The organism is Chloracidobacterium sp., from assembly GCA_016715795.1.
GTDB lineage: Bacteria > Acidobacteriota > Blastocatellia > Pyrinomonadales > Pyrinomonadaceae > OLB17.
The window spans coordinates 2103122-2129276 of sequence record JADJXP010000002.1 but is presented as its reverse complement, the minus strand read 5'-3'; the positions used below and the strand labels follow the sequence as shown (position 1 = coordinate 2129276).

Annotated in this window: 19 protein-coding genes and 1 pseudogene; 14 read left to right on the top strand and 6 right to left on the bottom strand. The window is 56.1% G+C overall.

Going from position 1 to position 26155, the window contains the following annotated elements:
* The first annotated feature begins 327 nt into the window (after positions 1-327).
* The 10 genes and pseudogenes from IPM59_14815 to pilQ all read left to right on the top strand — a co-directional run bounded on the left by IPM59_14815 (position 328) and on the right by pilQ (position 9375).
* Positions 328-1482, top strand: a pseudogene (locus IPM59_14815) (ISNCY family transposase).
* Between the two features lie 303 nt (positions 1483-1785).
* The gene (locus IPM59_14810) at positions 1786-2085 is read left to right on the top strand and encodes a hypothetical protein (protein ID MBK9216838.1); all 300 of its coding nucleotides are present in this window, start codon (positions 1786-1788) and stop codon (positions 2083-2085) included.
* A 4-nt stretch (positions 2086-2089) separates the two neighbouring features.
* Positions 2090-3280 carry an acyl-CoA dehydrogenase family protein gene (locus IPM59_14805; GenBank protein MBK9216837.1) on the top strand — a complete coding sequence of 397 codons (1191 nt, stop codon included), beginning with the start codon at positions 2090-2092 and terminating at the stop codon, positions 3278-3280.
* The gene (locus IPM59_14800; GenBank protein MBK9216836.1) at positions 3280-3612 is read left to right on the top strand and encodes a nucleotidyltransferase domain-containing protein; all 333 of its coding nucleotides are present in this window, start codon (positions 3280-3282) and stop codon (positions 3610-3612) included. Before IPM59_14805 ends, IPM59_14800 begins: the two co-directional genes overlap by 1 nt.
* Positions 3581-3976, top strand: a complete 396-nt coding sequence (locus IPM59_14795) for a HEPN domain-containing protein (GenBank protein ID MBK9216835.1) — start codon at positions 3581-3583, stop codon at positions 3974-3976. The genes IPM59_14800 and IPM59_14795 overlap by 32 nt, the downstream gene beginning before the upstream one ends.
* Positions 3977-4395: 419 nt before the next feature.
* Positions 4396-5445 carry a type IV pilus assembly protein PilM gene (pilM, locus tag IPM59_14790; protein ID MBK9216834.1) on the top strand — a complete coding sequence of 350 codons (1050 nt, stop codon included), beginning with the start codon at positions 4396-4398 and terminating at the stop codon, positions 5443-5445.
* A gap of 5 nt (positions 5446-5450) precedes the next feature.
* Positions 5451-6167, top strand: a complete 717-nt coding sequence (locus IPM59_14785) for a PilN domain-containing protein (protein ID MBK9216833.1) — start codon at positions 5451-5453, stop codon at positions 6165-6167.
* 29 nt (positions 6168-6196) lie between these two features.
* Positions 6197-6865, top strand: coding sequence for a type 4a pilus biogenesis protein PilO (gene pilO, locus IPM59_14780; protein ID MBK9216832.1), 669 nt, complete (start codon positions 6197-6199; stop codon positions 6863-6865).
* Positions 6866-6886: 21 nt separating this feature from the next.
* Positions 6887-7633: a hypothetical protein gene (locus IPM59_14775; protein MBK9216831.1), complete on the top strand. Its 747-nt coding sequence runs from the start codon at positions 6887-6889 to the stop codon at positions 7631-7633.
* 59 nt (positions 7634-7692) lie between these two features.
* Complete coding sequence (gene pilQ, locus IPM59_14770; protein ID MBK9216830.1) at positions 7693-9375, top strand: type IV pilus secretin PilQ; 1683 nt, start codon at positions 7693-7695, stop codon at positions 9373-9375.
* Between the two features lie 126 nt (positions 9376-9501).
* On the opposite strand, the gene IPM59_14765 is transcribed toward pilQ, so the two are convergent.
* The 4 genes from IPM59_14765 to IPM59_14750 form a co-directional block, all read right to left on the bottom strand.
* The gene (locus IPM59_14765; protein MBK9216829.1) at positions 9502-10929 is read right to left on the bottom strand and encodes a VCBS repeat-containing protein; all 1428 of its coding nucleotides are present in this window, start codon (positions 10927-10929) and stop codon (positions 9502-9504) included.
* A gap of 350 nt (positions 10930-11279) precedes the next feature.
* Positions 11280-11684: a PIN domain-containing protein gene (locus tag IPM59_14760; protein ID MBK9216828.1), complete on the bottom strand. Its 405-nt coding sequence runs from the start codon at positions 11682-11684 to the stop codon at positions 11280-11282.
* On the bottom strand, positions 11674-11901 hold the full coding sequence (locus tag IPM59_14755; GenBank protein MBK9216827.1) for a hypothetical protein: 228 nt from the start codon (positions 11899-11901) through the stop codon (positions 11674-11676). Before IPM59_14755 ends, IPM59_14760 begins: the two co-directional genes overlap by 11 nt.
* A 75-nt stretch (positions 11902-11976) precedes the next feature.
* Positions 11977-14010, bottom strand: coding sequence for a radical SAM protein (locus IPM59_14750; GenBank protein ID MBK9216826.1), 2034 nt, complete (start codon positions 14008-14010; stop codon positions 11977-11979).
* Between the two features lie 539 nt (positions 14011-14549).
* Here IPM59_14750 and IPM59_14745 point away from each other — a divergent pair.
* Positions 14550-18947, top strand: a complete 4398-nt coding sequence (locus IPM59_14745; GenBank protein MBK9216825.1) for an RHS repeat protein — start codon at positions 14550-14552, stop codon at positions 18945-18947.
* Positions 18944-19489, top strand: coding sequence for a hypothetical protein (locus IPM59_14740; GenBank protein MBK9216824.1), 546 nt, complete (start codon positions 18944-18946; stop codon positions 19487-19489). Before IPM59_14745 ends, IPM59_14740 begins: the two co-directional genes overlap by 4 nt.
* A gap of 375 nt (positions 19490-19864) precedes the next feature.
* On the opposite strand, the gene IPM59_14735 is transcribed toward IPM59_14740, so the two are convergent.
* Together IPM59_14735 and IPM59_14730 are read right to left on the bottom strand one after the other, a co-directional pair.
* Positions 19865-20242: a hypothetical protein gene (locus IPM59_14735; GenBank protein MBK9216823.1), complete on the bottom strand. Its 378-nt coding sequence runs from the start codon at positions 20240-20242 to the stop codon at positions 19865-19867.
* A complete protein-coding gene (locus tag IPM59_14730; protein ID MBK9216822.1) occupies positions 20211-21602 on the bottom strand; it encodes a phosphoglucomutase/phosphomannomutase family protein in 1392 nt (463 codons plus the stop codon). Before IPM59_14730 ends, IPM59_14735 begins: the two co-directional genes overlap by 32 nt.
* A 424-nt stretch (positions 21603-22026) precedes the next feature.
* Between IPM59_14730 and IPM59_14725 the strand changes: the two genes are divergently transcribed.
* Positions 22027-25782, top strand: a complete 3756-nt coding sequence (locus IPM59_14725; GenBank protein MBK9216821.1) for a HEAT repeat domain-containing protein — start codon at positions 22027-22029, stop codon at positions 25780-25782.
* Positions 25783-25876: 94 nt separating this feature from the next.
* Positions 25877-26119: a 30S ribosomal protein S21 gene (locus IPM59_14720; protein ID MBK9216820.1), complete on the top strand. Its 243-nt coding sequence runs from the start codon at positions 25877-25879 to the stop codon at positions 26117-26119.
* Positions 26120-26155 lie beyond the last annotated feature (36 nt).

Below are 26155 nucleotides of genomic sequence, written 5' to 3'. Positions count from 1 at the left end.
CTCTGCGTGCTTTGCGAGGAAGAAGACGTTCCACGCAGAGGGCGCAGAGAAAAGGACGCGGAGAAACGCTGAGAAGAATTCCTTTGATCTTCGACCTATTTCGGACCGGCCAAATCCGGAATAAGTCAGAAGTTATAAGGGGAAAGTGCAAAGTTCGCGTGCCCTTGTTAAGTTGTCAAATATCCACTGTTGCAACAGTGTATCATAACTTTTACGGCTTGTCAAGTGTTTTTTACATGAATGTAAGTAGCACATCATATGTCCGGTGGTTGTAGCAGGTGATATGTCCGCTTTCGGCGGCAGAGGGTAAGTAGCTTGAATGGAGCTATGAGAAGATACCCGGATGTCGCGATGGAGAAGGCGATGACAAGACAGGAGATCATATTGCGAGCGTTTGCAAAGAAGATCAGTTGGATAGAGGCGGCAGAGATATTAGATATCAGTTGCCGGCATTTACGGAGGATACGGGAGAAGTATGAAGAGGTGGGGTATAGTGCGCTGTTTGACAAGCGAGTAGGCAAAGCGAGTCCGAAGCGGATACCAGTTGAAGTGGTAGAGCAGGTGATGGGGCTTTATCGGGACAAGTATTTTGATCTGAATGTAAAGCACTATCACGAGAAGCTCGTCGAGGAGCACAAGATCGAGGTGAGCTACACATGGGTCAAGGGGCTGCTGCAGGGAGCGGGTCTGGTAGCAAAGGACAGCGTGCGAAAGAAGCACCGGAGAAAGCGGGACAGAAAGCCTCTAAAGGGGATGCTGCTGCATATCGACGGGTCACATCACCAGTGGTTTGGCGATGAGAGCTGGCACGATCTGATCGTGATACTCGATGACGCCACGGGCGAGATCTATTATGCCGCTCTGGTCGATGCGGAATCGACTTCGACGATCATGAGGGCGATCAGGCAAGTTGTTGAAAAAGAAGGCGTTTTCTGCAGTCTCTACTCTGATCGTGGAAGTCATTTCTGGCTGACGCCAAAGGCGGGAGAACCGGTGGATAAACAAACACTCACGCAGGTCGGACGTGCACTGCGCGAGCTCGGGATCACAATGATCCCGGCTTACTCGCCGCAGGCACGAGGGCGCAGCGAACGCAGCTTCAAGACGTGGCAGGGGCGTCTTCCGCAGGAACTGAGGCTTCGAGGGATATCAACGCCTGAGGAGGCAAACAGATTCTTGAAAAGAAGCTATATTCGCGAGTTCAACCGAAAGTTCACCGTCGTGGCCGCCGAGCCTGGTGCTTCGGCTTTTGTGCCATGTTTGAGGGACGATCTCGACCGTGTTTTCTCGATCCAGACCGAGAGGACCGTTAATCGAGACAACACCGTCAAATATCGTAACTTGGTGCTCCAGATCGACCGCCAAATATGGCGCTCCTCCCTCGACGGCTGCCGCGTCACCGTATATCAGCACTTGGACGGCTTTATCTCGATCGGCTACGGGCCCAGGCAGATCGGCCGATATTCAGCCGATGGAAAACCATCTGCCCGAGGTGAGCGGCTCAGACGGCCCGTTGCAGGAAACGGGCGCGCCCCTTTCCTGCAACAAACACAAACCGGACATTTGATGTGCTAACAAAACCGGACATCTTCATTTGCTATCAACAGTGTTTTTTACATGAAACGTGAAAAAGATCCTAAGACCGCACGGTTCTCTTAGCGGCTTGGCGGCTTGGCGGGAAAGCCTCTCCCGCCAAGCCGCTAAGAAAAAACATATCTGGCAAGCCGCATATGTGCTGTGTGGTTGCGGGGGTGCGAATTCTTAGTTAGTATCACCGAAACGACGATGTTTACTTTAGTTTGGAGACTTAAAGGGCTGACCGGCAGCGATGCGGGGCATTTGGAATTGGAGGGCGGCAGGTTAAGTTGGACGCCGCTCGGCGACGACGATCCGGGCTTTGACGTGCCGCTTGCGGAGGTTCAGGACATCAGCTATCCGTGGTACTACTTTAGCGGCGGTTTTAAGATGCGGATCGGTGCGGATAAATACCGCTTCTCGTTCGTCGAGCCCGCGAACGACTCGGCAGATATCTTCGGCGGGCGGCGAACAGGGAAAGAGTGGAAGAAGGCTCTGACAGGGAAGTGACCATATGGACCTGAGGCAGACAGACAATTCAAGACAAATACTCGAACGCGTCAACGCGCTCATGTCGGAGCACGTCTATCCGAACGAGCAGCGGTATCAGGACGAGATAAACGCCGGCGACCGATGGCGGCCGAGTGAACTGGTCGAGGAGCTAAAGGCCAAGGCGAAGGCCGAAGGGCTGTGGAACCTTTTCCTGCCGGACATTTCAGGCCTGTCGAATCTGGAATACGCTCCGCTTGCCGAGGCGATGGGCCGCGTCGCGTGGGCGAGCGAGGTGTTCAATTGCTCGGCACCCGATACAGGCAACATGGAGGTGCTGCATCTTTATGGCACCGACGAGCAAAAAGAGAAGTGGCTCACGCCGCTGCTCAATGGCGAGATCCGCTCGTGCTTTGCGATGACCGAGCCGGACGTGGCGTCGTCGGATGCGACGAACATTGAGGCCTCGATAGTTGCGGACGGTGACGAATATATTATTAACGGCCGCAAATGGTGGTCGACCGGCGGCGGTGACGCACGGTGCAAGCTCGCGATATTCATGGGCAAGACCGATCCGTCGGCCGCGAAACATATACAGCAATCGATGGTCCTGGTGCCGATGGACACGCCCGGCGTCACGGCCACGCGGATGCTAAGCGTATTCGGCTACGATGACGCGCCGCTCGGCCACGCCGAGATCGAGTTTGATAATGTTCGCGTTCCGCGTGGGAATCTGCTTCTCGGTGAAGGCCGCGGGTTCGAGATCGCGCAGGGAAGACTTGGGCCCGGACGCGTTCACCACTGTATGCGGCTGATCGGGACGGCCGAGCGTTCGCTGGAATTGATGTGCGAGCGGGCAAAGAAGCGAACCGCTTTTGGCAAAGCGGTCGCCGAGCAAGGCGTCGTCCGACAATGGATAGCTGAGGCCCGCTGTGCGATAGACCAGGCACGCCTGCTCGTTCTGAAAACAGCGTGGATTATGGACACGCATGGCAACAAGGCCGCCCGCCGCGAGATCGCGATGATCAAGGCAGTCGTCCCGCAAATGGCCCTCAAAGTGATCGACCGCGCGATCCAAACCTACGGAGGAGCAGGCGTCTCGCAAGACACGCCGCTCGCGGGCTTCTGGATCTACGCGCGATCTCTGCGTATCGCCGACGGCCCAGACGAGGTGCATCTTGAATCGGTAGCGAAGATGGAGTTAAATACAAGATAATGAGCCTTGACGAGACAATACAAGATATTTGCGGGCAGATCGTTCGGAAGTTTCGGCCGCATAAAATCATTCTCTTTGGTTCCCACGCCTGTGGCGTCCCGACAAAGGACTCGGATCTGGATTTTCTGGTGATAATGCCTTACACCGGGAACGAACTTCAGCAAATGGCCAACGTTCGGGGCAGAATCGATTCTAAGGTGCCGCTTGACGTATTGGTGAAGACACCAGAACAGATCGAGCGAGATCTCAAGGCTAACAACTTCTTTACGCGAGACATTATTGAGAATGGTATAACGCTGTATGAATCAGGAGATCTTGGCGTGGGTAAGTAAAGCCGAAGAAGACTGGCGGATCGTGTGCCGCGAAAGCGTCGTAACTGACGGCCCGAGTCTTAACGGCATCTGCTTTCACGCTCAGCAGTGTATAGAAAAGTATTTCAAGGCTCGACTTAGACTTGGCGAGATTCCCATACGGAAGACCCACGACCTTATCATTCTTCATAACGAGGTTATTGTACTCGAACCGCACTGGCACGATTTACACGATGGACTGGCAGACGTATCATCATATGCCATTGCACTCCGCTATCCCGGTCTTGATGCGACCCGGGATGAGGCCAACCGCGCCGTAGAGTTCTGTGATCTTGTCCGTAACCTTGTTCGCAAATCGCTTGATCTGGACGACGACGATGGGTAATGATCCGCCCCGTTGAGCCTGGCGACGCGGCCGCAGTAGCCCAGTAACGTCAATTTGACGACAGGCTGCATCAGCCTGCATATTTTTCTTTCATTTTGAAGTTAAACAAGTTAAAAACTTGTTGACACATTCCAAACATTCCTGTAACTTCTAATTGTTGCGACTACTTAGGTCGTGCACCTATCGCCACCAGATGCGGCAAGCTTTCTCAAGTCTGACGAGTTCCCTTAGGTCGCGATTCGCGGCCCAAACATCCGAAAATTCGCGGGTTTTGACACATCTTCGCTAGTTGACCTGTCACGTATTCACCCCGTTCTTTCCGGTTATCACAGGTGGCACAGTTCCTCAAAAATCAGGCCCGCGAAATTTCGGGTGGGAACCGTCAGACGAGAAAAGCCAAAAAAAGGAGCAAATAAGAAATGTTCGGTAAAAAGAAGAGCGTTGCCGGTTTGGACATCGGTTCGAGTTCGGTAAAGATGATCGAACTCGACGGCAAGCTAAACAACCTCAATTTGGTCAGCCTCGGTTTTGAGAACCTGCCTGCCGACACGATCATCGACGGCCAGATCATGGAGATGAACGTCGTCTCTGACGTCATCCAGAGCGTTTGCGCCAATCACCAGGTCAATGCGACGAATGTTGTCACGGGCGTGAGCGGCCATTCGGTCATCTTGAAGAACATTGTCCTGCCGCCGATGTCGCGCGAGGAGCTTGAGGAGTCGATCGACTGGCACGCCGAGGAGCACATTCCTTACGATCTGGCGGACGTGAGCCTTGATTATCAGGTGACGGCCGAGACCGAGGAATCGACAAACGTGCTGATCGCCGCCTGCAAACGCGAACGCATCGACAATATCAAACAGGCCATACAGCTTGCGGGCAAGACGCCGCTCGTCATCGACGTTGACACGTTTGCCCTGCAGAACTGCTACGAGGTCAATTATGAGCCGACCGACGATGAGGTCGTGACGCTGCTCAATATTGGTGCCTCGACGATGAACGTAAACATCGTGAAGGGCACCCGCTCGCTCTTTACGCGCGACATCACGGTCGGGGGCAGCCAGTTTACCGACGTGCTGCAGCGCAGCCTCGGGCTCAACTTCCAGCAGGCCGAGGCCCTCAAGCGCGGCGTGACCGATGCGGTTGACGGCGTCGAAGAAAAATCCATCGAACCGCTGATGAACAACGTCACTGAGATCGTCGCGATGGAGATACAGAAGACATTCGATTTCTATCGGGCGACTACCGATGACAACGAGACGCAGGTCCAGAAGATACTCATCTCGGGCGGCGGCTCAAAGCTCATCGGCCTTGCGGATGAGCTTTCACAACGGCTCGAACTGCCTGTCGAGGTGCTCGACCCTTTTCGCCGAATAAAGGTCGACCCGAAGAAGTTCGATCCGGATTACATGCATGAGATCGTGCCCGAGATGGCCGTTGCGGTCGGCCTGGCGGTCAGAGGAGTTTAACAACAATGATCAAGATCAACCTACTCAATTCGGTAACTGAGCGGCAAAGCGGTGCGGTCTCGGCCGTAGATCGAAAGATCTCGAGCTCGTCGTCTCGCCTCGTGCTGATGTCGGTCGTTATAGCCGTTCTGCTTACCGCGGTCATCGGCTGGGACGTGATCAGCACTCAGATGGCCAAGACCGAGGCCGAACGCCAGCTCGACGAGCAGAAGCAGATCGCTGCCGAACTCGAGGTCGTGATGAACGAACAGCGAGATCTCGAGGCAAAGATCGCAAACATTGATCTACGCATCGATGCGATCAAAAAGCTGCGTGCCTCGCAGGCCGGGCCGAGTGCGGTGCTCGATGCGATGCGCGAGCGCATCGCCATGGTGCCGGGCCTCTATCTTGAGAGTGTCGAGCAGGCCGGCGACAGCCTCATCATCAAGGGCAACAGCCCGGATGAATCGCAGGTGACGCAGTTTGGCCGGAGCCTCGAATTCTCGAACGGCCTGTTCTCGAACCTCAATATTGAAACGGCGCGCTCTGAGGTCGAGAACAAGAACGCCCCGCAAAAGGTGAACGCAAGCGGCGAAACGGCCAAGGTGCAGATCGTCAACTTCACCATCAAGTGCTCATACACGCCGGAAAAGGCGCCCAATCCTGACGGTGCCAATCCGACGACAGCATCCGCTCCGGGTGCTCCGCAGCAGGGCCAGAACGTCCAGGTAGCCAAAAACTAGCCGCAAGACAAACAGAGAAGGTAATCGACATGTTAGAGAAGATCAAGAACCTGAAATGGCACTTTCACCTGATCATGATGGTCAGCATCGCGGCGTTGCTCTACGCGGGCGTCTGGTATTTCTTTACCAGCGAGACACGCGCCGAGGTCGTCGCCCTCAACGATCAGGTCGCCCAGTTGAAGTCAAAGAATGAGGCGGCACGCGTAGCGACGCAGCGTATCAACGAGTTTCGCGCGCTGTTTGCCAGCAAATCTGAAGAGTACGAAGAGCTAAAGGTATTGCTGCCCGAACAGCGTGAGATCACGAACGTTCTGCAGGGCCTGCAGGACACGGCGAACAACAGCCGGATGGTGGTGATGCGCTTTGCGCCGCGCGACGACACGCAGCAGGACATGATCATGGCCAAGCCGGTCGAGGTCGAGGTGGACAGCAACTTTACCAATCTCCGGGCCTTCTTTGAATCAATGGCCAAGCTGCCGCGTATCGTGTCGATCACTGATTTCAAGATCAACCAGCTCGAAAAGCAGACTGACGTCAAAACGCTGCATGCTCAATTTCTGCTGACGGCCTACTACGCCGCTCCGACGGACCTGAACGCCAAGCCCGCCGTGCCCGGAGCTCCCGGTGCCGCTCCCGGCCAGCCGGGCGTCCCCGCACCCGGCGCGGCCGCTCCGCCCGCAGCGCCACCCGCAAAATAGAGAGATTTAGGGAAATTAGCCATGACATACCTCACGACAATCAAACGCCTCGCCGCCTACTCAGCGATCGCCGCCGTCTTTGTGCTCGTGAGCGGTCACCTGTCGACCGCGAACGCACAGCGTGATCCGTTTGCCAAGCCGAGCTTTATGAAGCAGAGGAAAGAGTCGAGCACGACGTCGGCTTCGCCCTCGGGCAAGTCGACGACGCCAAAGGTGCCGGTCAATTACGGCCCGCCGATGATCGAGGCTCGCATCGAGTATTTCAAACGCCTCCGCGAGCAGGCCGCCGCCAACGGCCAGCCGCTGCCAAAGGTCACGAGCGTGTTGACGCTCAGCGAGATGGCCGTCACCGGTATCTTTAAGACGCCGCGCGGTTACGCGGCAATGGTCGAGGCAACGCCGATCAAGCTCTCATACACGATCTATCCTGGCGAGAAATTCTTTGACGGCCAGCTTGTCGCGGTCGAGGAGAACAGGCTCGTTTTTCGCAAGGTGACAAAGACCGGCGAGGGCAAATTCGTCGCTTCGGTCGAGCACAAGCCGCTTAAAACATTCACGCAGCGGGCCCAGATCGAGGGCACGGCACCCAATCAGCCTAACGACAAGCCGATCCAGACGGCCGTCGCCAACGCGCCCGCCGGCAAGGACGGCAAGCCTGCATCGAACCCATTCCTCTCGCCGCTTGACGAGATGAGCCAGCAGCCGGAACAGGCTGAGAAACCGAAACCACAGAAGGGCAAAAAGCCCGTTAAGGTTGCAAAGAATTGAGGCCGGTCCCCGGCCGTTCAATACGGGCCCGTTTGGGCCGAATCAGTAACGGAGGAAACATGAATTCTCTTAACAACATTGGCGAGGCGGTCCGGCGGATCGCGTTAGCACTGACCATCGTCCTAAGTTTCGCGGTGATCGCGGCGGCACAAACCGTTGATGCACAGCAGCAGGGCAAGTACTATGGCGAGCCCGGCTTTCGCGGCGAACCGATCAACCTGAATGTCGTCAATGCCGATATTCGCGACATCCTGTCGTATATCACCGACCAGTACGGTATCAACTTTGTCATCGACAAATCCGTCAAGGAAGTACCCGTAACGGTCAAGGTCAATGACGTTCCGTGGAACCTCGCACTTGATTCGGTACTGCAGTCGCAGGAGCTTGGCGTCCAGGTCAATGGCAACATTCTGCGGGTCGCCGATAACAAGACGCTGGCGGCCGAGGGCGAACTATACCGCGAGCGGATGAATAATCAGCTCGACACGTCGCCGTTGTATACCGAATTTGTTCGATTAAACTACGCTCGCGCGGCCGGCACGCTCGCAGGCGATGCGGGTGGCGGCAACGCCCTCTCGACTGGCACGAGCAATTCGTCGTCAGGCGGCGGCGGGGCTTCAGCCGGTGGTGCAGGTGGGGCCGGAACGGACCAGGGCATCCTCGGGATCGTCAAGAAGCGTCTGTCGCGACGCGGCACCGTCGAGGTCGATGGCCGCAGCAATACGCTGATCATCACCGACGTTCGCCAGAATATCGAGGCGATCAAACAGCTCGTCTCATTACTCGACCAGCCCGAACCGCAGGTCGAGATCGAGGCTCGCATTGTGGTGGCGTCGCGTAACTTCAGCCGCGACATCGGCGTTCAGCTTGCCGGGCTTCTCGTTGGCCGTCAGGCCGGCGGAAGCGTGGGCACGCTGCCGGGAGCGACTACAAGTTTGCCGCTGCCGCCCAGCCTGCCGATACCGTCGATCAACAACAGCCTTGCTTCGAGTATCGCGAATACTGCGATCGGCCTCACGACCGGCATCTTTGGCACGGCGCAATTGAGTGCCCTGATATCGCTCGGCGAGCAAAAGGGGCAGGCAAAGATCATCGCGACGCCGCGAGTATCGACGCTTAACAATCGCCCGGCCGAGATCAAGAGCGGCACCAAGATCCCCGTGACCACGATCCAGCCGGGCAGCAGCACGGGCGGATCGGTGATAGCGACGACGACGTATGTCGATGTGCCTTTGCGGTTGGCGGTAACGCCTCAGATCACTGATCAGGGTGCGGTTATCCTCAATGTCATTGCCGAGAACAGCTCGACGGCCAGCATAGTCGGCGGGGCAAATCCGGCGATCAACACACAGTCGATGCAGACGCAGGTAACGGTTCCGGACGGCGGCACAACGGTCGTCGGCGGCGTTCTCTTTGATGACGAACGCGAAAGCCAGGACCGCACGCCGGGCGTTGCCAGCATTCCGATCCTTGGCAATCTCTTCAAGCGAAAGGGTGTTCAGCGTAATACGAACGAGATCCTGTTCTTTATCACGCCGCGCATCATCCGCCCTGACGCCGTAACGGCCGGCAGCACCGCGCCGAAGCAGACGACGATCATCCAGCCCGTCCCGATGGGCAACCCGCCGTCGAATTCGACCCCCGTCGAACCGACCCCGCAGCCGATCGTCTTCCAAGCCCCCACAATGGCCCGCCCTGAGCAGGCCTCCACCTCAACTCCGCCGAGCAAGCCCAACAACTAGCTCGCATCTCCATTGTTTCTTCCGAAAAAGGCCCGGCGGACATCGCCAGGCCTTTTTGTTTAGAGTGCAAGCTTCAGCTTGTATCTTACGCACGCTGGAGACAAGCCAAAGCTTGCCCTCTGAACCTTAGTTTCCCGCGACCGGCACGTCGCCGTTTGAGCCGAAGACGGTGATGTAGAATTGGCTGTCGGAGCTGCGGGTGACGAACCAGTAGCCGGTCGAGGGGCGGAAGACCGCGATGTCGGTCTTGCCGTCGCCGTCGTAGTCGGCGGGTGCGGGGATGTCGGTCGAGACGCCAAATAGCGTCCCGAACAGCCCGTCCGTCGATTTTACTATGTACCACGCGCCGGTCGAGGGGCGGAAGATGGCAATGTCCGCGCGGCCGTCGCCGTCATAATCGGACTGAACCGGGCGGTCGTCGTCGGCACCGAACGGCATCGCTGTAAAGCCCGCCGTGCTTCGCATCATGTACCAAAATCCTGTTGACGGCCTGAACACTGCAAAGTCCGTTTGTCCGTCGGCGTCATAGTCCGCGGGTGCGGGCTTGTCGCCGTCAAGCCCGAAGGCCGTCGTGATCAGCCCTTGCGTGCTGCCGAGGATGTACCAAACGCCGTTTGACGGGCGAAAGACGCCGACATCCGTCTTGCCGTCGCGGTCGTAATCGCCCGCGACGGGCACATCGCCGGCGGTGCCGAACTGCACGCCGTAAAAGCCCGTCGTACTCCGCCACATGTACCAGCTTCCATTCGACGGCCGGAAAACCGCGAAATCCGTCTCACCATCGCCGTCATAATCGCCCGGCGCGATCACGTCGCCGTCGGCGCCAAACTGGAACTGCGTCACGTCGCCGCTCGCGATACTCATGCTGTACCAAGTGCCGTTCGATGGCCGAAAGACAGCGACATCGCTCACCGTGTCACCGTCAAAATTCGACGCAGCCGAGCCCGCGAGCGTTGCGACGTGTCGTGAATAGATGTAGTCGCCATTCGTGCCGCCGTCGCTGTTGGCGGCGTTGCCGGCGGCGTAAAAGTCGATCTTGCCGACGCGGTCCGCCGGCGCCGTCCATGTGAACGTCCACGTATTCGATCCGAAGACGCCCGGCGTGAAAAGGCCGTCGATGGTGTGCATCACGTAATATCGCGTGTTGCCGCCTATCGGCGTATCTTGTATCTGCGTTTTGGGCGGCATTGTCTGCGGCACCGTGAATGTGCCCGCCGCGCGGCCCAGCCGGTCGATGGCCGTTAACTGAAACCCGTAGATCACGCCGTCGTCCTGAGCTGTGCTCACTGTGACCTCAACCTGCTGGCCCGGCAGATAATCGTGCGGTAATCCTGTAATGGTGACGCTCCCCGTCCCGCTGTCGAGCGGAAAATCAGTGTGGCAGGCGGTGCAGTTGCCCTCAAGCGGCGCATTCGTGTGGCCCGGCGTCGGCCCCGAAGCCGATGCCTTCACGCTGTCTCGCCCGCCCGCGAGCCACACGAACACCAACACCGCGACAAACCCACCCGCCGCCGATAGCTTCACGATCGCCCGCCCTCCCGCGACGACTCTCATAGACAAAACCTCTGTAAATTCAATACTGCGAACCGACCTTTTGACGCGGGAGCACGGCCCAAAGTCTGCAAAATACGCCTAACTATTAGGATATTCGCCGCCAAAACCTCGCGTCAATAGTTTTCTATAGTGGGCCGTGGCTGCGCGAAAAAGCCTCGCCGCTTCCGACGAGGCTTTTCTGATCGCTGAGAGATGAGAGCTGACCGCTACTCCGTCATTGCCAGTTCTTTTTCTTTGTTCTTTTTCTTCATCCCGCCGATCTGGACGAGGTTTTCGCCTTTGATCTGGTTCTTTTCGAGGACCATTTGGTTGTAGAGTTTGCGCATCATCTGCATCTCTTCGGCGAGCCGTTACCAGACTATCGGCAGGAGGGACGAAAGCACGATCTCATTGTCTTTTGTAAGTATTTCGACGGATTCGCCCTGATTTTGAAGATAGATGCCGGTAGCGACGATGAGGCGGTCGTGGATCTCTGGGATCACGGTTAGTGACGCGCTTTCTTCAAGGATTCCCGAAGTCAGCGGAAAGATCTGAATTCTGGCGTCGGCTATGACGTCATCGAGCATATCGCGAACACTTGTGAGTAAACAGCGTCCTCTCTCGACAATGAACATCGCTTCGGCGAGGGCGATCGCGGGGAGGATAAGTTCACTCTTGGGGTCGGTCGTGACGGCCTTTGCAGAGGCCCCTAACAGACGATTGCCTTCGAAGTGCCAAATGAGTGCATGCGTATCGACAATATACTTAGTTGCCATTCAGTTCTTCGTCCGACGGATGCCATTCGGCTATCTTGAAGTCCTCTTCCGTCGACATTCGTCGGCCTGAATTGGCATATTTGCCATACTCGATCATCTTCGGTTGGTGCGGCTTCTGTTCGAGCAGACCGGTCAGGAACTCGATCAACTCGACCTTCTGTTTTTGCGGCAATTCTTGCGAACGAGCTTTGATAATGTCGATCTCATTTGTAGCCATAAAGCCTCACCCCAATATTAACACGAAAGCCTCGCCGCTTCCGACGAGGCTTTTCTGATCGCTGAGAGCTGACGGCTACTCTGCAATTGCCAGTTCTTTTTCTTTGTTCTTTTTCTTCATCCCGCCGATCTGGACGAGGTTTTCGCCTTTGATCTGGTTCTTTTCGAGGACCATTTGGTTGTAGAGTTTGCGCATCATTTGCATCTCTTCGGCGGCGGTCTTGGGGCCTTCCATTTCGGGCTTGTTGGGCCGGGTCAGGTCGACGGCGTTGAGCTTGAGGCTGTGCTCCTGCGACGCCAGCTCGACCTCTTTGCCTCGGGCAAACACCTCGTGGCGGCCGTGCTCTTTGTACCATTCGGCAACGGTCGCGTTCTGGTGCATGTGCTCGATAATGTTACGCCAGCCGATGCCGGTGTTGTAGGCACAGAACGAGATCTCGCCCTCCTGCGTGCCGTAAGGGATGATGCACATCTCGGTGCGGCGGAAATCGTAATTAAAGAGGTCCTGGAACCACATTCCCGCGATAAACAGGAAGTTCCACGGGTCCTGACGACGCTTTTCGATGTCGGCCATCGTGCGGCTGCCGTCAACCTTACCGTAATCCTTGCCTGAGAGGCCGAACGACTTGTCGAATTTCTTCCACATGGCGCCGAGCGTAAACGTCGAAGGCGAACCGTACGGATCGTAGTTCTTGAGCAGGGCAAGGCCCATCATGATGTTCGAGAACCATTTTCCGCGGTTGGTGTCGCTGATGTGCTGCATGTCCTTGACGAGGCTCTGAATGTTAAGGAACTGCGGGACAGGGGCCATCTCGTTCGTTTCCTTGTTGATCATCACGGCCGTGCCGACGCCGCAGTTCGGGTGGCAGCCGCACGAGACCTGGCCAAAATCAGTGTCGGGCCCGTGGACCACGTCCGCAAAGTCAGCGAAGGCCCCCATCAAGCTAAGCGGGAACCAATCCCTCGTCGGCTCGGTGATGCCGACCTGCTTCTTAACGTCGTGTGCCATGTGCGACAGCGTATAACGCTGCTGCAGCCGGCGCTGCTCGGTGATGTGTTCGTCGCGGCCGGTGAATGACACGGGCTGGAATGCGATGAACGATATCTTCTTGGGATTCTCCATCGCGAACCGGATGATCGAGCCGACCTGGTCGTTATTGATGCCGTTGACCAGCGTGGTCACGAGAATGATGTCAACGCCGGCCTCGTGCAGGTTGTTGATCGCACGCAATTTGACGTCAAACAGGTTGCCGATCTGGCGGTGCGAGTTGGCGTCGTTGCCGATACCGTCAAACTGGAGATAGACGAAGCGAAGGCCGGCCTCAGCCGCCTCGCGACAAAACTCTTTGGATTTTGCGAACTCGATGCCGTTCGTTGCGGCCTGGACCGAATTGTAGCCGACCTTTCGCGCGTATCGTATCGAATCGAGAAAGTGCGGGCTGAGCGTCGGCTCGCCGCCCGAGTATTGCACCGACATCTGGCGACGCGGCTTGATCTGGATCGCATTGTCGAGGATCTCGGTGACGTCCTCCATCGACAGCTCGTGGACGAAACCGACCTGATTCGCATCCATAAAGCACGGGTCGCACATCATGTTGCAGCGATTCGTCAGGTCAACGGTCAGCACCGCGCCGCGGCCGTACTTGACCGACGACGAACCGTGATCGTGCAGGCCCTCGTCGTTGTGGGCGTCCATATCGCGTCCGGGAAAGAGGCTTTCGATGTGCTGCAGAAACTTGCTGTCCACGGCCATCATGTCTTCGACCTTGCCGTGCTGCGGGCACTCTTTGATCATCCAGACCTGGCCGTCGCGTTCGATGATCTGAGCCGGTATCTCGCCGACCTTTTCATTGACGAGCGTCGATACATCGCGCTTGCCGCTGATGATCTCTTCGCGTGCCTCGATCACGCACTGCGGACAAAGCGAATCAGTCGTTCGCGGAAATCCAAGCGTCGGCTTGGTCTTTTCCCACGATTTCAGTATCGGCTTGTCGGCCCATTTCGGGGTGAAGCTCGGATTCGGTTTGAATTTGTTTACGCTTCTGATCGCGTTGAACGCCGCTCCGGCGACGTAGCTCAGTCCTTTCTCAAAATGTTTGATCGGTCTCATCTTAGATCTCCAATATAGTCTCAGGCAAAGGCCGTCCAGCGGCGCAGAAACACTCGGTAAAACAATAGCAATGCCCGTGCCATAAAACGCGTCGTCGATCGCATCCGCCGCGTCACCCGTATCTGTTGCATCCGTTGCGTTTATTGCACCAGCCGAATTCTGTGTATCGCCCGCGAAATGCGTCATTACGACACAGAAAGGCTAGATTGTAACGAATTGACACAAAAATGCAAATGACGGTGAATTCAACTTGACAACTGCTCATCATCGGCCCTAGTATCTCCTCACACAGAAACAAGTCATTGGATCACGCTTAATCCAAGGCTGTTGTTGGAAAACGCCCGCACCGTTTTTCGCAATCGGCGTTTTTCCCACGAAAGGAGAAAATCATGTTCCCTACTCGCGCCTTCATGCGTATTGTTGCTTGTGTTTTCAGCCTTCTTTTCGCTCTTTTTCTCGCAACCTCGTCATTGGTCGCACAGTGCTCACCGCCGGGAACTCCAACATTTTCTGCCGCCGCGGGGCCTGGCCATCGGAAAGTGACGCTTACATTCGGCGGTGTTCTGGCGGCAGAACTGCAGCAATTGGTAAATGGGACATGGTACGACGAGGCGTGGATGTATCAGGACGGCACTCGCACTTACGGTAATTACGGTCATAATTACACTGCCACATTCAGAACGCGAAACTGGAACGGCTGTGGGGTATCGTCGGGCTGGGTCACTGCCTCGGCAACGACTTTGGATATTGGGCAACCGTGGATAAAGGTCTATCCTGGCCCCGGAAACTCGGTTTATGTACAGACTGGCGCTGTCGCTGATGTTAATAGCACCCTCTATTGGTCATCCAACAACGGAGTTTCCTTCGATTATCATTCAACCTGGTACAATGGCAGTCTACCCCCGCCGGTGGAAGTCCCTTTGGTTCCCAATCAAACCTACTTCTTTTATGCACAGATCGACCCAGGCGGCGATGATGGCATACGCTACACGCCGATCAAAGGGGTCAGGCTCTCGGCCGATCAGGATTACGGCATCTGCGACCTGACCGTCGCACCGTCGCAAGTAGGGAAACCTGTAAATGTTATCAACGGCAACATGTTTCTCGAGCAAACCGATTTCCGGCTCCCGGGTATCGGTGAGGAAATCGCTATCAATCGAAGCTATAACAGCCTCGTTCAATTTGGCGGAATGTTCGGCTTAGGCTGGTCGACCAAATATGACGTTAGCTTGACGGTGATCGATGCGAGAAACCTTCGTCTGGCCGCTGCTGACGGACGAGCTATCTATTTCGCGCGCGTCGGGCTTAGCGATCCGTTTTCGGGAATCACACCCGGATTTCCAGGATCGTTCATTGCGAACGGCGACGGAACTTACACGCTAACCTTCCCAGATGGAAGATCAAAGAAGTTCGGAACAAACGGAAAGCTCTTGTGGGAAAAGGACCGAAACGGGAATCAGACCACGTTAAATTACGACCGAAACGGTATTCTGACCGGAGTTGCTGATTCGTTCGGAAGGACGCTCACAATCACGATCAGTAATGGGCTGGTCTCCCAAATATCTGATTCTCTTGGCACCATCGCCACATATGCATATTACCCAGCAACCAACCTTCTACAGACCGTTACTTATCAGGACGGCTCAAAATTCGAATTCGAGTACGACTCAACGTCCGCGCCCGGTAAGACTCTTCTTAAAACGGTAAATGACGCCTCGAACAACATTCTGGAAACTCACCTGTATGATTCGCAGGGTCGCGCAACGACCTCTGAGGTTCATGGCACTCACGAAAAATACACGCTTGATTACTCAAACAGTGCCTTTACAAGCGTCACGGACGGACTAGGGCGCATAACCAAATATCATTTCGACCGAACGGCAGCTCGCAATGTTGTGAAGAAGATCGAAGGCCTTTGCGGATGCGGGGGCGGTGGAACCGAGGCGACGGAATACTTCTACGATGCGGAGTTAAACCTTGTTAAAAAAGTTGATGCACTGTCTCGCGAGACTCTGTATACTTATGACATTAGCCGAAATCTGTTGAGCCTCGAGGAAAAGATCGGGCAGACCTCTCTCGGGACGGAAACATTCACTTACAATGCATTTCGGCAGCCTCTAACCCACACAGACCGCATGAACGGCGTTACCACAAACACCTACGACGCCAACGGAAATCTTTTGACGACGAAAGACCCGTTGAATAACGTCACGACTCTCGATTATCCCACAACTAATAACAGGGGGCTGCCGACGCAGATCAAGGACGCGCGGAACAATATTACTAAGTTCAAGTGGTTCGCAAATTCGGGGCTGCTCGAGGAGATCGAGGATCCTTACGGCAAGAAGACGAACTTCACGTACGACGCTCGCGGAAGGACCAATACGATAACTAATCCGCTCGGCCACGTAACCGATTACAACTACCTTGACGACGCGCAGCGAAAGGTCGAGATGATCTATCCGAATCTGGATAAGGTCACTTACAAGTATGACATCCGCCGGCTGCTGGAATCGATCACAGACGAACGCGGCAAGATCACGAACTACGAGTTTGACCCTCAATATCGTTTAAAGAAGATCACCGATCCGCTCGGGCACACGCGAGAGTTCGGCTACAACTCGATGTCGTTCATGACCTCGTCAAAGGACGGCCTGGGTAATATCACGAACTACAGCCCTGACGACTTCGACCGGCTGAAAGAGGTTGAATATCCGGCTCCGACCGTAGGCGCTCCACGTCTAAAGGAAAAGTTTGAATACGACAAAGTCGGGCGTATCAAAAAGGTTACCGACACGGCGAATCGCGATACCGTCTACACGTACGACGATACGAACCGCAAAATAACCATTACGAACGCCGAGCTTGAGAGCACGGAACTCAAGTACAACGCGCGCCTTCAGAACATCGAGGTAAAGGACGCTCTGAATCAGGTTTACACCTTCACCTACGATCCGCTTGACCGGATGCTGTCGCAAACGCGTGCAGGCGCGACGATGTCATTCGAATACGACGCGGTCGGAAACCGCCAGAAGCGAACGGATTACGCAGGCCGTGTCACGCACTACGAATACGACAACCTCAACCGGCTAAAGAAGATCAAGTACGGCGATCCGGTAACGCCCGGCACGCCCGTTCAGGAAGCGACGTACAACTACGACGACATCTCGCGCCTTATCTCGGCTATCAACGGAAGCGGCACCGTCTCATTTGTCTATGACAACCGCAACCGCGTTACGTCGACAACGGACGTTTTCAATCGCGTCGTCGCCTACGAATACGAGCGCACATCGACGGTTAATCAAAAGCGGCTAAAGCTCGACGGCGCACTTTACGCTACATACAACTATGATAACGCCGAGCGGCTGGCGAATATCGTCAACGCGTCCGACAGCACGACGATAACATTCGGGTATGACAACGCCGACAGGATGACCTCGCGGGTTTACCCGAATGGCGTCACAACCACCTACGAATACGACGACATGAGCCGTCTCAAGCGGCTGAAAGACGTTAACGCCTCTGCAACGCTCTTCGACCGGCAGTACCAATACAACGCGGCAAACCAGATCAGCCAGATCACTGAGCCCTCGTTAACGAGGATATTCGGCTACGACAACGTGAACCGCCTGACCAGTGTGTCGAATGGCGGCAGTGGGGAAAGTTATACGTATGACGATGTCGGCAACCGGACGAGTTCGCATCTGGCATCGAGTTACGGCTATCAAGTGGGGCAGTTCAATCAGCTGATATCCGCGACAACGGCGAGCCAGACGCTCGCGTACAGCTACGACGCGAACGGGAACATGACGCGCAAGGCGGAGGGTTCGAATCTGTGGCAATACACCTGGGACCACGACAACCGCCTCACCGAAGCCGCCGCTCGCCGAACGAAAGTCCGCTACCGCTATGACGCGCTTGGCCGCCGAGTGCAGCGTTACACCGTCGCCAATGCCGAAAATACAAAATTCACCCACGACGGCCAGGACGTGCTTGTTGATGACAACTTCGGAACGTTAACGAAATACGTCAACGGCGAAGGCATCGATAACAAACTCCGCGCAACCACCGGCTCGACACCGAGCTACTTCCTGGCTGATCACCTCGGCTCGACAAACGGCCTTGCAAACTCGTCGGGCTTGCTGACGGCATCAACGGGTTACGATTCGTTTGGCAACCCAACGAATACAAGCTTTGCGTCTCGTTATCAATTCACCGGACGGGAGTTCGACTCGGCTGCCAAGATGCAGTTTTCGAGGGCGAGATTCTACGACCCAGCCATCGGGCGCTTCATCTCAGAAGATCCGATTGGGCTTGCCGCGGGTGATGTCAATCTATACGGGTACGTTTGGAACGACCCGCTACAATACACCGATCCCAGCGGGCAGCTAGCGGTGCTGCCAGTCGTTTACCTTGTCTTTGAGGTATGCGCGACGGGGTACGATATCTACGATTTCGGCTCTACGCTCGTGGATCCGAATGCCGACTGGTTTGACGTAGGTATCGGGGGCGGCGGACTTGTCCTTGGGGCCGTTGCACCTGGGGGCGGTTACGGTGCTGTTGGTAAGGGTGTTAAGAGGTATGGCAGAAGGGGGTCCCCCGCGACTCGTGACCAACTTGATGCTGTTAGGGACCAATTCCTTGACGCCAACCCTAGCTACCGGCAGGTTGGTGGAGGACGTGACCGAGTCACCGGTGCCGACATTCCAGAGGAGTATATCCCGAACATAAATGGTGGGAGAAAGGGCGGTTCCTACCCAGACTTGACGTTTGAAGGGCCCGATGGATCGCGAATAAGGTTTAATACCTACGATTCGAACAAAAGCGGGTTCCCTACGAGGCGAGAAGCCGACGGGGGAGATCGCTTGTTTGATAATAGTGGCGGCTCACCGCTCGTGATGATACCCAAGCAAAAATGTGCGCCCTGCAATAAATGAAAAAATCACTTGAGATCCTGTTTACTCGTGATGATGAAAGGGTCTTGTCTGAAAAGATCCGTGCCATTTATCCCGACGTCGCATTCATAGATGACGTCTACTGGCCGTCGCCAACTCCGGCGGCTAAAGCGTCTATCGCAGAATGTGACTCAAGATTTGTCCTGATCTGGAATAGAGAGATGTTCCCGATCCTTCCGAGCTTGCCTCGCAGAGACGGGACGTTTCACGGCCCTCAATCGGGGATGGTTCTTCAGTTGATTCGGTCGACAGGTACGGGAGAAGAAATGCTCTCGGGCTCGCTAGGAGTAGGTTTCGATCCATCCGATGTAAGAATGAAGGTGTTTGTTGAGGACATCTGGAAAATCGTTAAAGAGCTTACGCATAACGAGCTAGTGCAGATAAGTCCAGATACTCGTGAAGTCGTTGGCCCTCGCACCGATATTCTGCTAGGCGATGATGCTCGCGCGTGGTGTAATGAGAAACCCGAAAGGGTCTTTCGTTTCTTTAACAGCCGGCGTATCGTAATGCGACCCTCCAATTGAATAAGGCCGCGAGTTAATCAATTGCCCCCGTTCTTCAGAGCGGGGTCAAGAACATCACCGGTCGATATTACGATTTCCCGCGAAGGTTTCGGGCATAGGGCGGAAAGCTCGCGACAGAAGGCAGTAAATTCGGGGCTAGTCGTGGAATTGTGGCACGTGTCACACTCAGAAATGTGGCACGTGCCACATTTTCAATAACACAATTTGTTCACCCCAAAAAACCGCATTCGGGGCAAAAGAAGAGCGGCCGTCGGTTCGGGAAACCGGCGGCCGCGATACTACCAGAAAGGCTTTACTGTAGGCCTTGCGGAGGTGTAGGCAAAAGGCGGATTTTCAAAGGGCAGGGTGTGTGCCGTTCGATTCGACTTCTCCGCATTATCGAACCGTCGGCACGGGAACTTTCGTATCGTGCTCAAGGGCGATCCCGATGCGCTTTGCTTCGCGTTCGATGACGCGGGGATCGGTCCTCAGCGTGTGTATCTCGTCCTGCAGGGCCAGGTTCTCGTCCTTCAGGCTCTGCAATTGAACGCCGAGGCGTTCGTTCTTGTCGGCCTCATCCCGGGCCTCGGTCAATGCCCGATAGTTTATCGAGACCGTTAACATTACAAAGATCGACGTGACTATCGTGAACGATATCCAGAACGGGGCCGCCCGACGCTCTCGCACCTTGGCCGCCGTTCGACGGCGTGTTCGGGTGCGTCCGGCCGATGTGCCATTCCCGCTATCCCAGTAAATATTTGCGGCCTTGCTCAAGCAGATCCTCCAGATCGTCCTTGGTCTCGCTCTCGGCGTAGATCCTAACCAGCGGTTCGGTCCCCGAGGGCCTCATCAGCATCCAGGCGTCGTTCGCAAAAAGGAACTTTACGCCGTCGATGCGGTTGATCTTTTCAATTCGCCGCCCACCGATCTCGGTGGGCTCCTCGGCGAGCTTTTCTTTCAGCTTGCCGGCGACCTCGGGCGTGAGCTTTACGCCGATCCGTCCCGATTCGAGCTTGCCGACCTTTGCGTAAAGTTCGTCAAGCTGCTCTGTCAAACTTGCCCCACGGGCGGCCACCGCTTCGGCGGCCAGAAGGCAGGCCAGAATGCCGTCCTTCTCGGGGTAATGGCCTCGGATCGATAGCCCTGCGGATTCCTCGCCGCCGAGCACGATCTCGTCCTTATTTATCAATTCGCCTATGAACTTGAATCCAACAGGCGTTTCGTAAAGCCTTATGCCTCTTGCATTTGCAACGCGATCGACCATGTGCGTCGTCGCGACGCTGCGGGCCACGCCAAGCGTCCACCCGCGGCTTTCGACCAAATAATCTGTCAATAGGGCGATCAACTGGTTCGGCGTGATGAACGCGCCGTTTGAATCGATAACGCCAAACCGGTCGCCGTCGCCATCGGTCGCGAGCCCAAGCGTTAAACCCTTCTCGGTGACGGCCGCTCTCAATTCGTCGAGGTGTTCCTCGCCCGGCTCGGGCGCCCGGCCGCCGAATGTTACGTCGCTCCAGTCGTGGATCGTCTCGACATCAATTCCATGGTCGCGAAGTGCCTTGTCAAGATATCCTCGGCCCGTCCCGTAGATCGCATCGTATGCGTATCTGCCATTAGCGGCCGCGACCGTGTCAAATCGGACCTTCGCTTTCAGATCGTCGAGATATGCCGGACGCGGATCGTGGTCTTCGATACTGCCGCCAGCCGCGTCGCTCGCAACGACACCGGCCGCGAGGTTCGCCTCGATCTGGCCCGTGATGTCGGGCAGCGCCGGTGCACCGTCGGCCGTCGAGAACTTGATCCCCTGATACTCGGGCGGATTGTGCGACGCCGTAAAGTTGATGCCGCCCGCCGCGCCGTTTGCTCTGATCGCATGGCTGATGGTCGGCGTCGGCGTCGGGCCGGTGCATCGCAGCACGGTGAAGCCCTTTTGCGACGCGATCTCCGAGGCAACATCGGCGAATTGTTCGCCCATGAACCGCGAATCGTGACCGACGATGAGCTTTGTGCCGCCGGCCGCCCCTTCAGTTTTCAAATATCCGCAGATCGCTTCTGTGACTCGCCGCACATTCTGGAAAGTGAACTCGTCGGCGATGGTCGCCCGCCAGCCCGATGTCCCAAAGCGGATTGTCATGTGATCCGAATTTTTACCGATTACTCTCGGAAAAAGAACGGGCAAGCATCTCGCCACCTTGTTTTTCCTAAAGTGTCTGAAAGCATAGCATAGCGATTAAGCATCTGTAAAGCGCAAAGTGATATTTTTTTCAGATTTATAACTGTAAGTATATCAATAGGTTACAGAGACAAAAATGATGTATGAAGCTAATTATGCGCTTTAGAGGGAAGCTAGAACGTGAATTTCTGTTAAGCGCGGCCTAAAGCGCTCTCGCTAGAACCAGGACAATCTTAAGCGCCTGATCGGGACGAAGATAAGGACGCAAGGGCCGGATCGGAAGGGTGCCGATGCTCATTCTCATGCATCAAATCGGTTGTCGCCGCACGCGAAAGATATATAATCTGATGAAATCACAATCGAAGCTTGCCAAAGGGCACCGTGTATGACTTCACAACTGAAGAGAACCGTTCGCTCAGCGGCGTTCTGCTGTGCGCTTCTGGCCGCCGGGCTGTTTGTCCTTGTAAGCGTGTCATCCCAGCCGGAGAATGCGATCGACGCCCTGCTTCGCCTGCCGGCACCGCCGCCGCCGAATCCGGATGCAGTATTTTACGGGCGGACGCGGCCGGCCGAGTTTTATGATAAAAACAAGCCGCCCGCTGACAACGCCCCGATAGCCGACCTGATGGAATATTGGCGTGCGATCAGTGGTGAGGCGACTCGGCTTCGTTACAGTCCAACGCCATCGGAGCGAACGACAGCTCGACTCATTGCAGAGATCCAGAAGGATCCAAGGAAGCTGATCGAATACCTCGGCATTATGCCTGATGACGAGCGGACGGGTGATCTCGTCAAAGACCTTTACGACCGGAATTCTGGCGAAGACGGTTACGACAAGAATGAGCAGCAGCAGATCAAGCGGTGGCTGACGTACCACACGCCGCACTTCAGCCACGATCTGGCCCGTGTTGCTCAGCGTGCCGGTGCCGACGGCGAGAATGTCCGAGGTGAGGAAGAGTTGTTGGCACTCACCCGCGTCGATTACCTCAAGGCCGAACCGATCGTCGACCGGCTATACCTCGACTCGAGCAATCCGGTAGCGCAAGTGCTCGGTACATGGGCACGGTATCGCCACGCGCTCGACGAAGGTTCGACCGGCGATATTGAGAGATATCGTGATGAATTGCAGAAGTTCGTCGAGAAGCGTGACGCCTCAAACCGCACCCGTGACCTCGCGCTCGACGCGCTCGTTCTTGAGAAGGATTGGGGCAGCCGCGACGAATGGTATTACACGCTGTTGGCCGATCCGACACTGGCCGATCTGGGCGGATTTACCGGGCTGACGACCATTATCCTCAATTCGCCCGACGACAAGTACATCGACAAGATGCTCGAACTGGTCAAGAGCGACGATCCCCATGTACGTGCGGCCGCGGTCCGCAATCTCGTCCTTAAGGTCGACTCGGGCCGTCCGGAAGTCATAGAAGCTCTACTGCCGTGGCTCGAAGACCCAAACTGGGCCAAGGATCCCGGCACGGTGCGCATCTCGATCCTCAGGGCGCTCAAGAATATCAAGCTGGCTGAGAGCGTGCCGGGGCTGATCAAGGCTCTCGACGAGAGGGGCAAGCGGCCCGACTATATGTCGAATGTCGCAATGGCGAACACGAACGTGGCCTCAAACCGGTGGGTCAACTCCAACCGCTCAGCGAGCCCAAATGTCCCGGCTGACTACCTGCACCTGCGCTATGACGCGATCGCCGCTCTCGGAACCCAGGCTGACCAGCGGGCCGTGCCGGCTCTGAGACGTATATTGAACGAGGGCGAGTCACCTGCGCAGTTGGTCATCGAGGCTCTCGTTAAGTCAAAAGGATTTACCGTTGCTGAGCAGGTCGAGGGATTGGACCTTGCGGTTCGGGGGCAATCGGAAGCGCAGGCAAAGGCCGAGGCCATGGCCGCAGCGGCGAACGCCGCCGGTGCGGCAGCGAATGACGCCTCCTCGTATTGGGACCACGAATACACACTTTACGGATCAAACTCCGTTTTCAACCGCAAATACGATCGTCCGCCGACGCAGCTCGAGATCAAGAAGATGGTAGGCGTCCATCTGCTCGAAAGTACGGAGGTCAGCGACGAACTGGCCGCCGGCGTTGTCGACCATATCGAAATGCTGGACAAACGCGAGCCTAAGGTTGCGCGTGCGTTTCGCGACGTCGTACAACGTTGGCAAAATTCGGCGATAGATCTATTGCTGCTGCGCGACGTAAAGCATGGCATAGCCAACGCAGATTCGATCGTAAGATTGCTCGCGGTCAGGAAAAAATTGCAGGCCGAGCAGTCAGCTGCCGTTCACGACCTACGCACCGGGACGCCGACAGCGGTGGGCATTGCGGCGTGTTTGCTCGAGGACAATCCCGACTACAGTGTGATACTCGACGAGGCTCCGGTCGAGACAAAAACCGCGATGCTCGCGTGCGCACGTTTGATCCGCGCCGAACTGCCGCTCGATAAGGTCGCCGAGGCCACACGCAGTGCTGACAGGCGGCTTTTTACTGCGGCTGAGCTTTACGCAGAGTCTGAAGACTCGCAGGCGGCCCGCACGATAGTGCTGAGCCGACACCTGGGCGAGGCAAAGATAACCGGAGCGACGACGGCGTTTTTTGTGACGGAAGAGTTCCCCGGCGATTCCGGTATGCTCTGGCAGTTGTTTCAGAGCATCGGGGACAGCTCCGCCGGCTACAACGGCTGGATCTACGACAGCGCAGAACACCTGCGGGTGATCGAAAAACGCTTGCAGGATGAGGTCAAGAAGGACGACAAGCTGCTCGGCGTTTATGCCTATGAGCGAAACTACGTACGTATATATAAGGACAAGGTCATTTTCAGCTGGGACGAGGATGATTCGCGATTTCGCGAACGCGCGTTGAGCAAAGAGGAGTTTGATGAACTGCGCGCATATCTGACCGTCAACAATGTCGATGAAATGCGGCCCTATTTACAGTGCGGCGGCGAATACTGCGAGGCGCGCGAGCTTCTGATGCTTGGGCGTAACGGTGGACGCCGCGTCTTTATGAACGGTTCTCCTCCGCCATTCTTTGCCGGCCTCGACAAGTACTTTGCCGCGCTGAAGAAAACGCCGGCCTCGATAAGATATGCCCTTGGCCGAGATATTCCCGGCCTTGAGGTGCTGCTCGCGGACGATTACCTTCACGTCGAGACCGTTTGGAAGGACGGCGCTGACCTGCGCGTTGCGGCGAGCGATATGACCGTGCGGAAAAGGGTCTCGGATGAGATAGAAAGGGCCATTCAGGCCGAGGCTCCGGATGATGGTATCGAAACGGAGGCCGATTACACGAGCTATCAGCAGAAGCAGGAGACAGGCGCGAAGCTTGCGAAGAAGCGCGAGTTTGAAGGCGTCGGCTGGCATCAAGTGGTTGACGGCCGTGACGCTGGCCCGGCCGCTCAGCCGGCAGGCGTGGATTATGTTCCGGTCGCTGACAGTTTTCCCGTCAAGGCGACACAGGAATCGTGGAAGGCTCGCGCCGGCGGCATAGAGCTGCGCGGCCATTCCGACGGGCTTTATAAGATACAGGCCGGCCGGATGAGCAAGATAGCGGCAGGTGAATTCTATTGGCCGGTGATCACGCCGAACGCGCGCTGGGCTATAGTCAACCGTGGCGGCGATGAAGAAGGCGGCGGCAGGCTTGTCCGCGTTAACCTGTTGAACAACCGGATCACACCGGTGCCCCTTCTTGAGAGTTATCTTGAGTTCGGAGCGGCCTCATACATTCCCGCCACCGGCGGCATCCTCGTGGACAGCTACGATTCCTATGATTATGAGTACGCGGGCCTGGAGATCGACGACGAGGTCTCGCGTGATTCCGCGCCGACGGCGATGCGGGTGATCTCACCAGAAACGGGCGAGGTAAAGCCTGTGATCGGGGAGATGCGTCCCCTGGCACAGCAGACATATCGTCCGCTGCAAGAGACCGCGAAGCCGAACGAATTCTGGGCGGCGCTGCCGAACCATAAAAAGAATCTGACTGAGGTCGGCGTTTACAATTCCGCGACGCTATCGTTCAGGCTCGTAATGACGGTGCCAAAGATCAAATTTAACAGCATGACGATGTGGGTCGATGAGGCGGGATCGAAGGTCTATTTTGTCTATCGCGGACATCTTCTCGCGGTCCCGCTGCCAAAATAGGCGACGTCGGGCTTGATTTTGGTGCGGAAAACCTGTGTAATACTTGTTTGCTCATGAGAGCATGATCTTTAGCCGAAAGGAGGTGAGACGATAAATGGCTTTTATTACAGTAAACTCGAACGAATCGATCGAGTCAGCGCTTCGGCGCTTCAAGCGCAAGGTTATTTCCGAAGAGATAATCAAGGACCTTAAGAAGCACGCTCACTTTCTTCCGCCGGCCCAGAAGGCGAAGCTTAAATCGGCAAATGCCCGAAAGCGTAACCGCCGACGGTTCCGCCAACAGCGTCCCGCCGGAGCGGCCGGGGCACGGCCCTCAACGCCGTCTGCGCCACGCTAGTAGATTTTGGACAATGCAAAAGTGAGAAGGTGATAT

Coding starts and splice junctions, on each gene's coding strand:
- IPM59_14810 (MBK9216838.1), top strand. CDS start 1,786: ATGTTTACTTTAGTTTGGAGACTTAAAGGGCTGACCGGCAGCGATGCG.
- IPM59_14805 (MBK9216837.1), top strand. CDS start 2,090: ATGGACCTGAGGCAGACAGACAATTCAAGACAAATACTCGAACGCGTC.
- IPM59_14800 (MBK9216836.1), top strand. CDS start 3,280: ATGAGCCTTGACGAGACAATACAAGATATTTGCGGGCAGATCGTTCGG.
- IPM59_14795 (MBK9216835.1), top strand. CDS start 3,581: ATGAATCAGGAGATCTTGGCGTGGGTAAGTAAAGCCGAAGAAGACTGG.
- pilM (MBK9216834.1), top strand. CDS start 4,396: ATGTTCGGTAAAAAGAAGAGCGTTGCCGGTTTGGACATCGGTTCGAGT.
- IPM59_14785 (MBK9216833.1), top strand. CDS start 5,451: ATGATCAAGATCAACCTACTCAATTCGGTAACTGAGCGGCAAAGCGGT.
- pilO (MBK9216832.1), top strand. CDS start 6,197: ATGTTAGAGAAGATCAAGAACCTGAAATGGCACTTTCACCTGATCATG.
- IPM59_14775 (MBK9216831.1), top strand. CDS start 6,887: ATGACATACCTCACGACAATCAAACGCCTCGCCGCCTACTCAGCGATC.
- pilQ (MBK9216830.1), top strand. CDS start 7,693: ATGAATTCTCTTAACAACATTGGCGAGGCGGTCCGGCGGATCGCGTTA.
- IPM59_14765 (MBK9216829.1), bottom strand. CDS start 10,929: ATGAGAGTCGTCGCGGGAGGGCGGGCGATCGTGAAGCTATCGGCGGCG.
- IPM59_14760 (MBK9216828.1), bottom strand. CDS start 11,684: ATGGCAACTAAGTATATTGTCGATACGCATGCACTCATTTGGCACTTC.
- IPM59_14755 (MBK9216827.1), bottom strand. CDS start 11,901: ATGGCTACAAATGAGATCGACATTATCAAAGCTCGTTCGCAAGAATTG.
- IPM59_14750 (MBK9216826.1), bottom strand. CDS start 14,010: ATGAGACCGATCAAACATTTTGAGAAAGGACTGAGCTACGTCGCCGGA.
- IPM59_14740 (MBK9216824.1), top strand. CDS start 18,944: ATGAAAAAATCACTTGAGATCCTGTTTACTCGTGATGATGAAAGGGTC.
- IPM59_14730 (MBK9216822.1), bottom strand. CDS start 21,602: ATGACAATCCGCTTTGGGACATCGGGCTGGCGGGCGACCATCGCCGAC.
- IPM59_14725 (MBK9216821.1), top strand. CDS start 22,027: ATGACTTCACAACTGAAGAGAACCGTTCGCTCAGCGGCGTTCTGCTGT.
- IPM59_14720 (MBK9216820.1), top strand. CDS start 25,877: ATGGCTTTTATTACAGTAAACTCGAACGAATCGATCGAGTCAGCGCTT.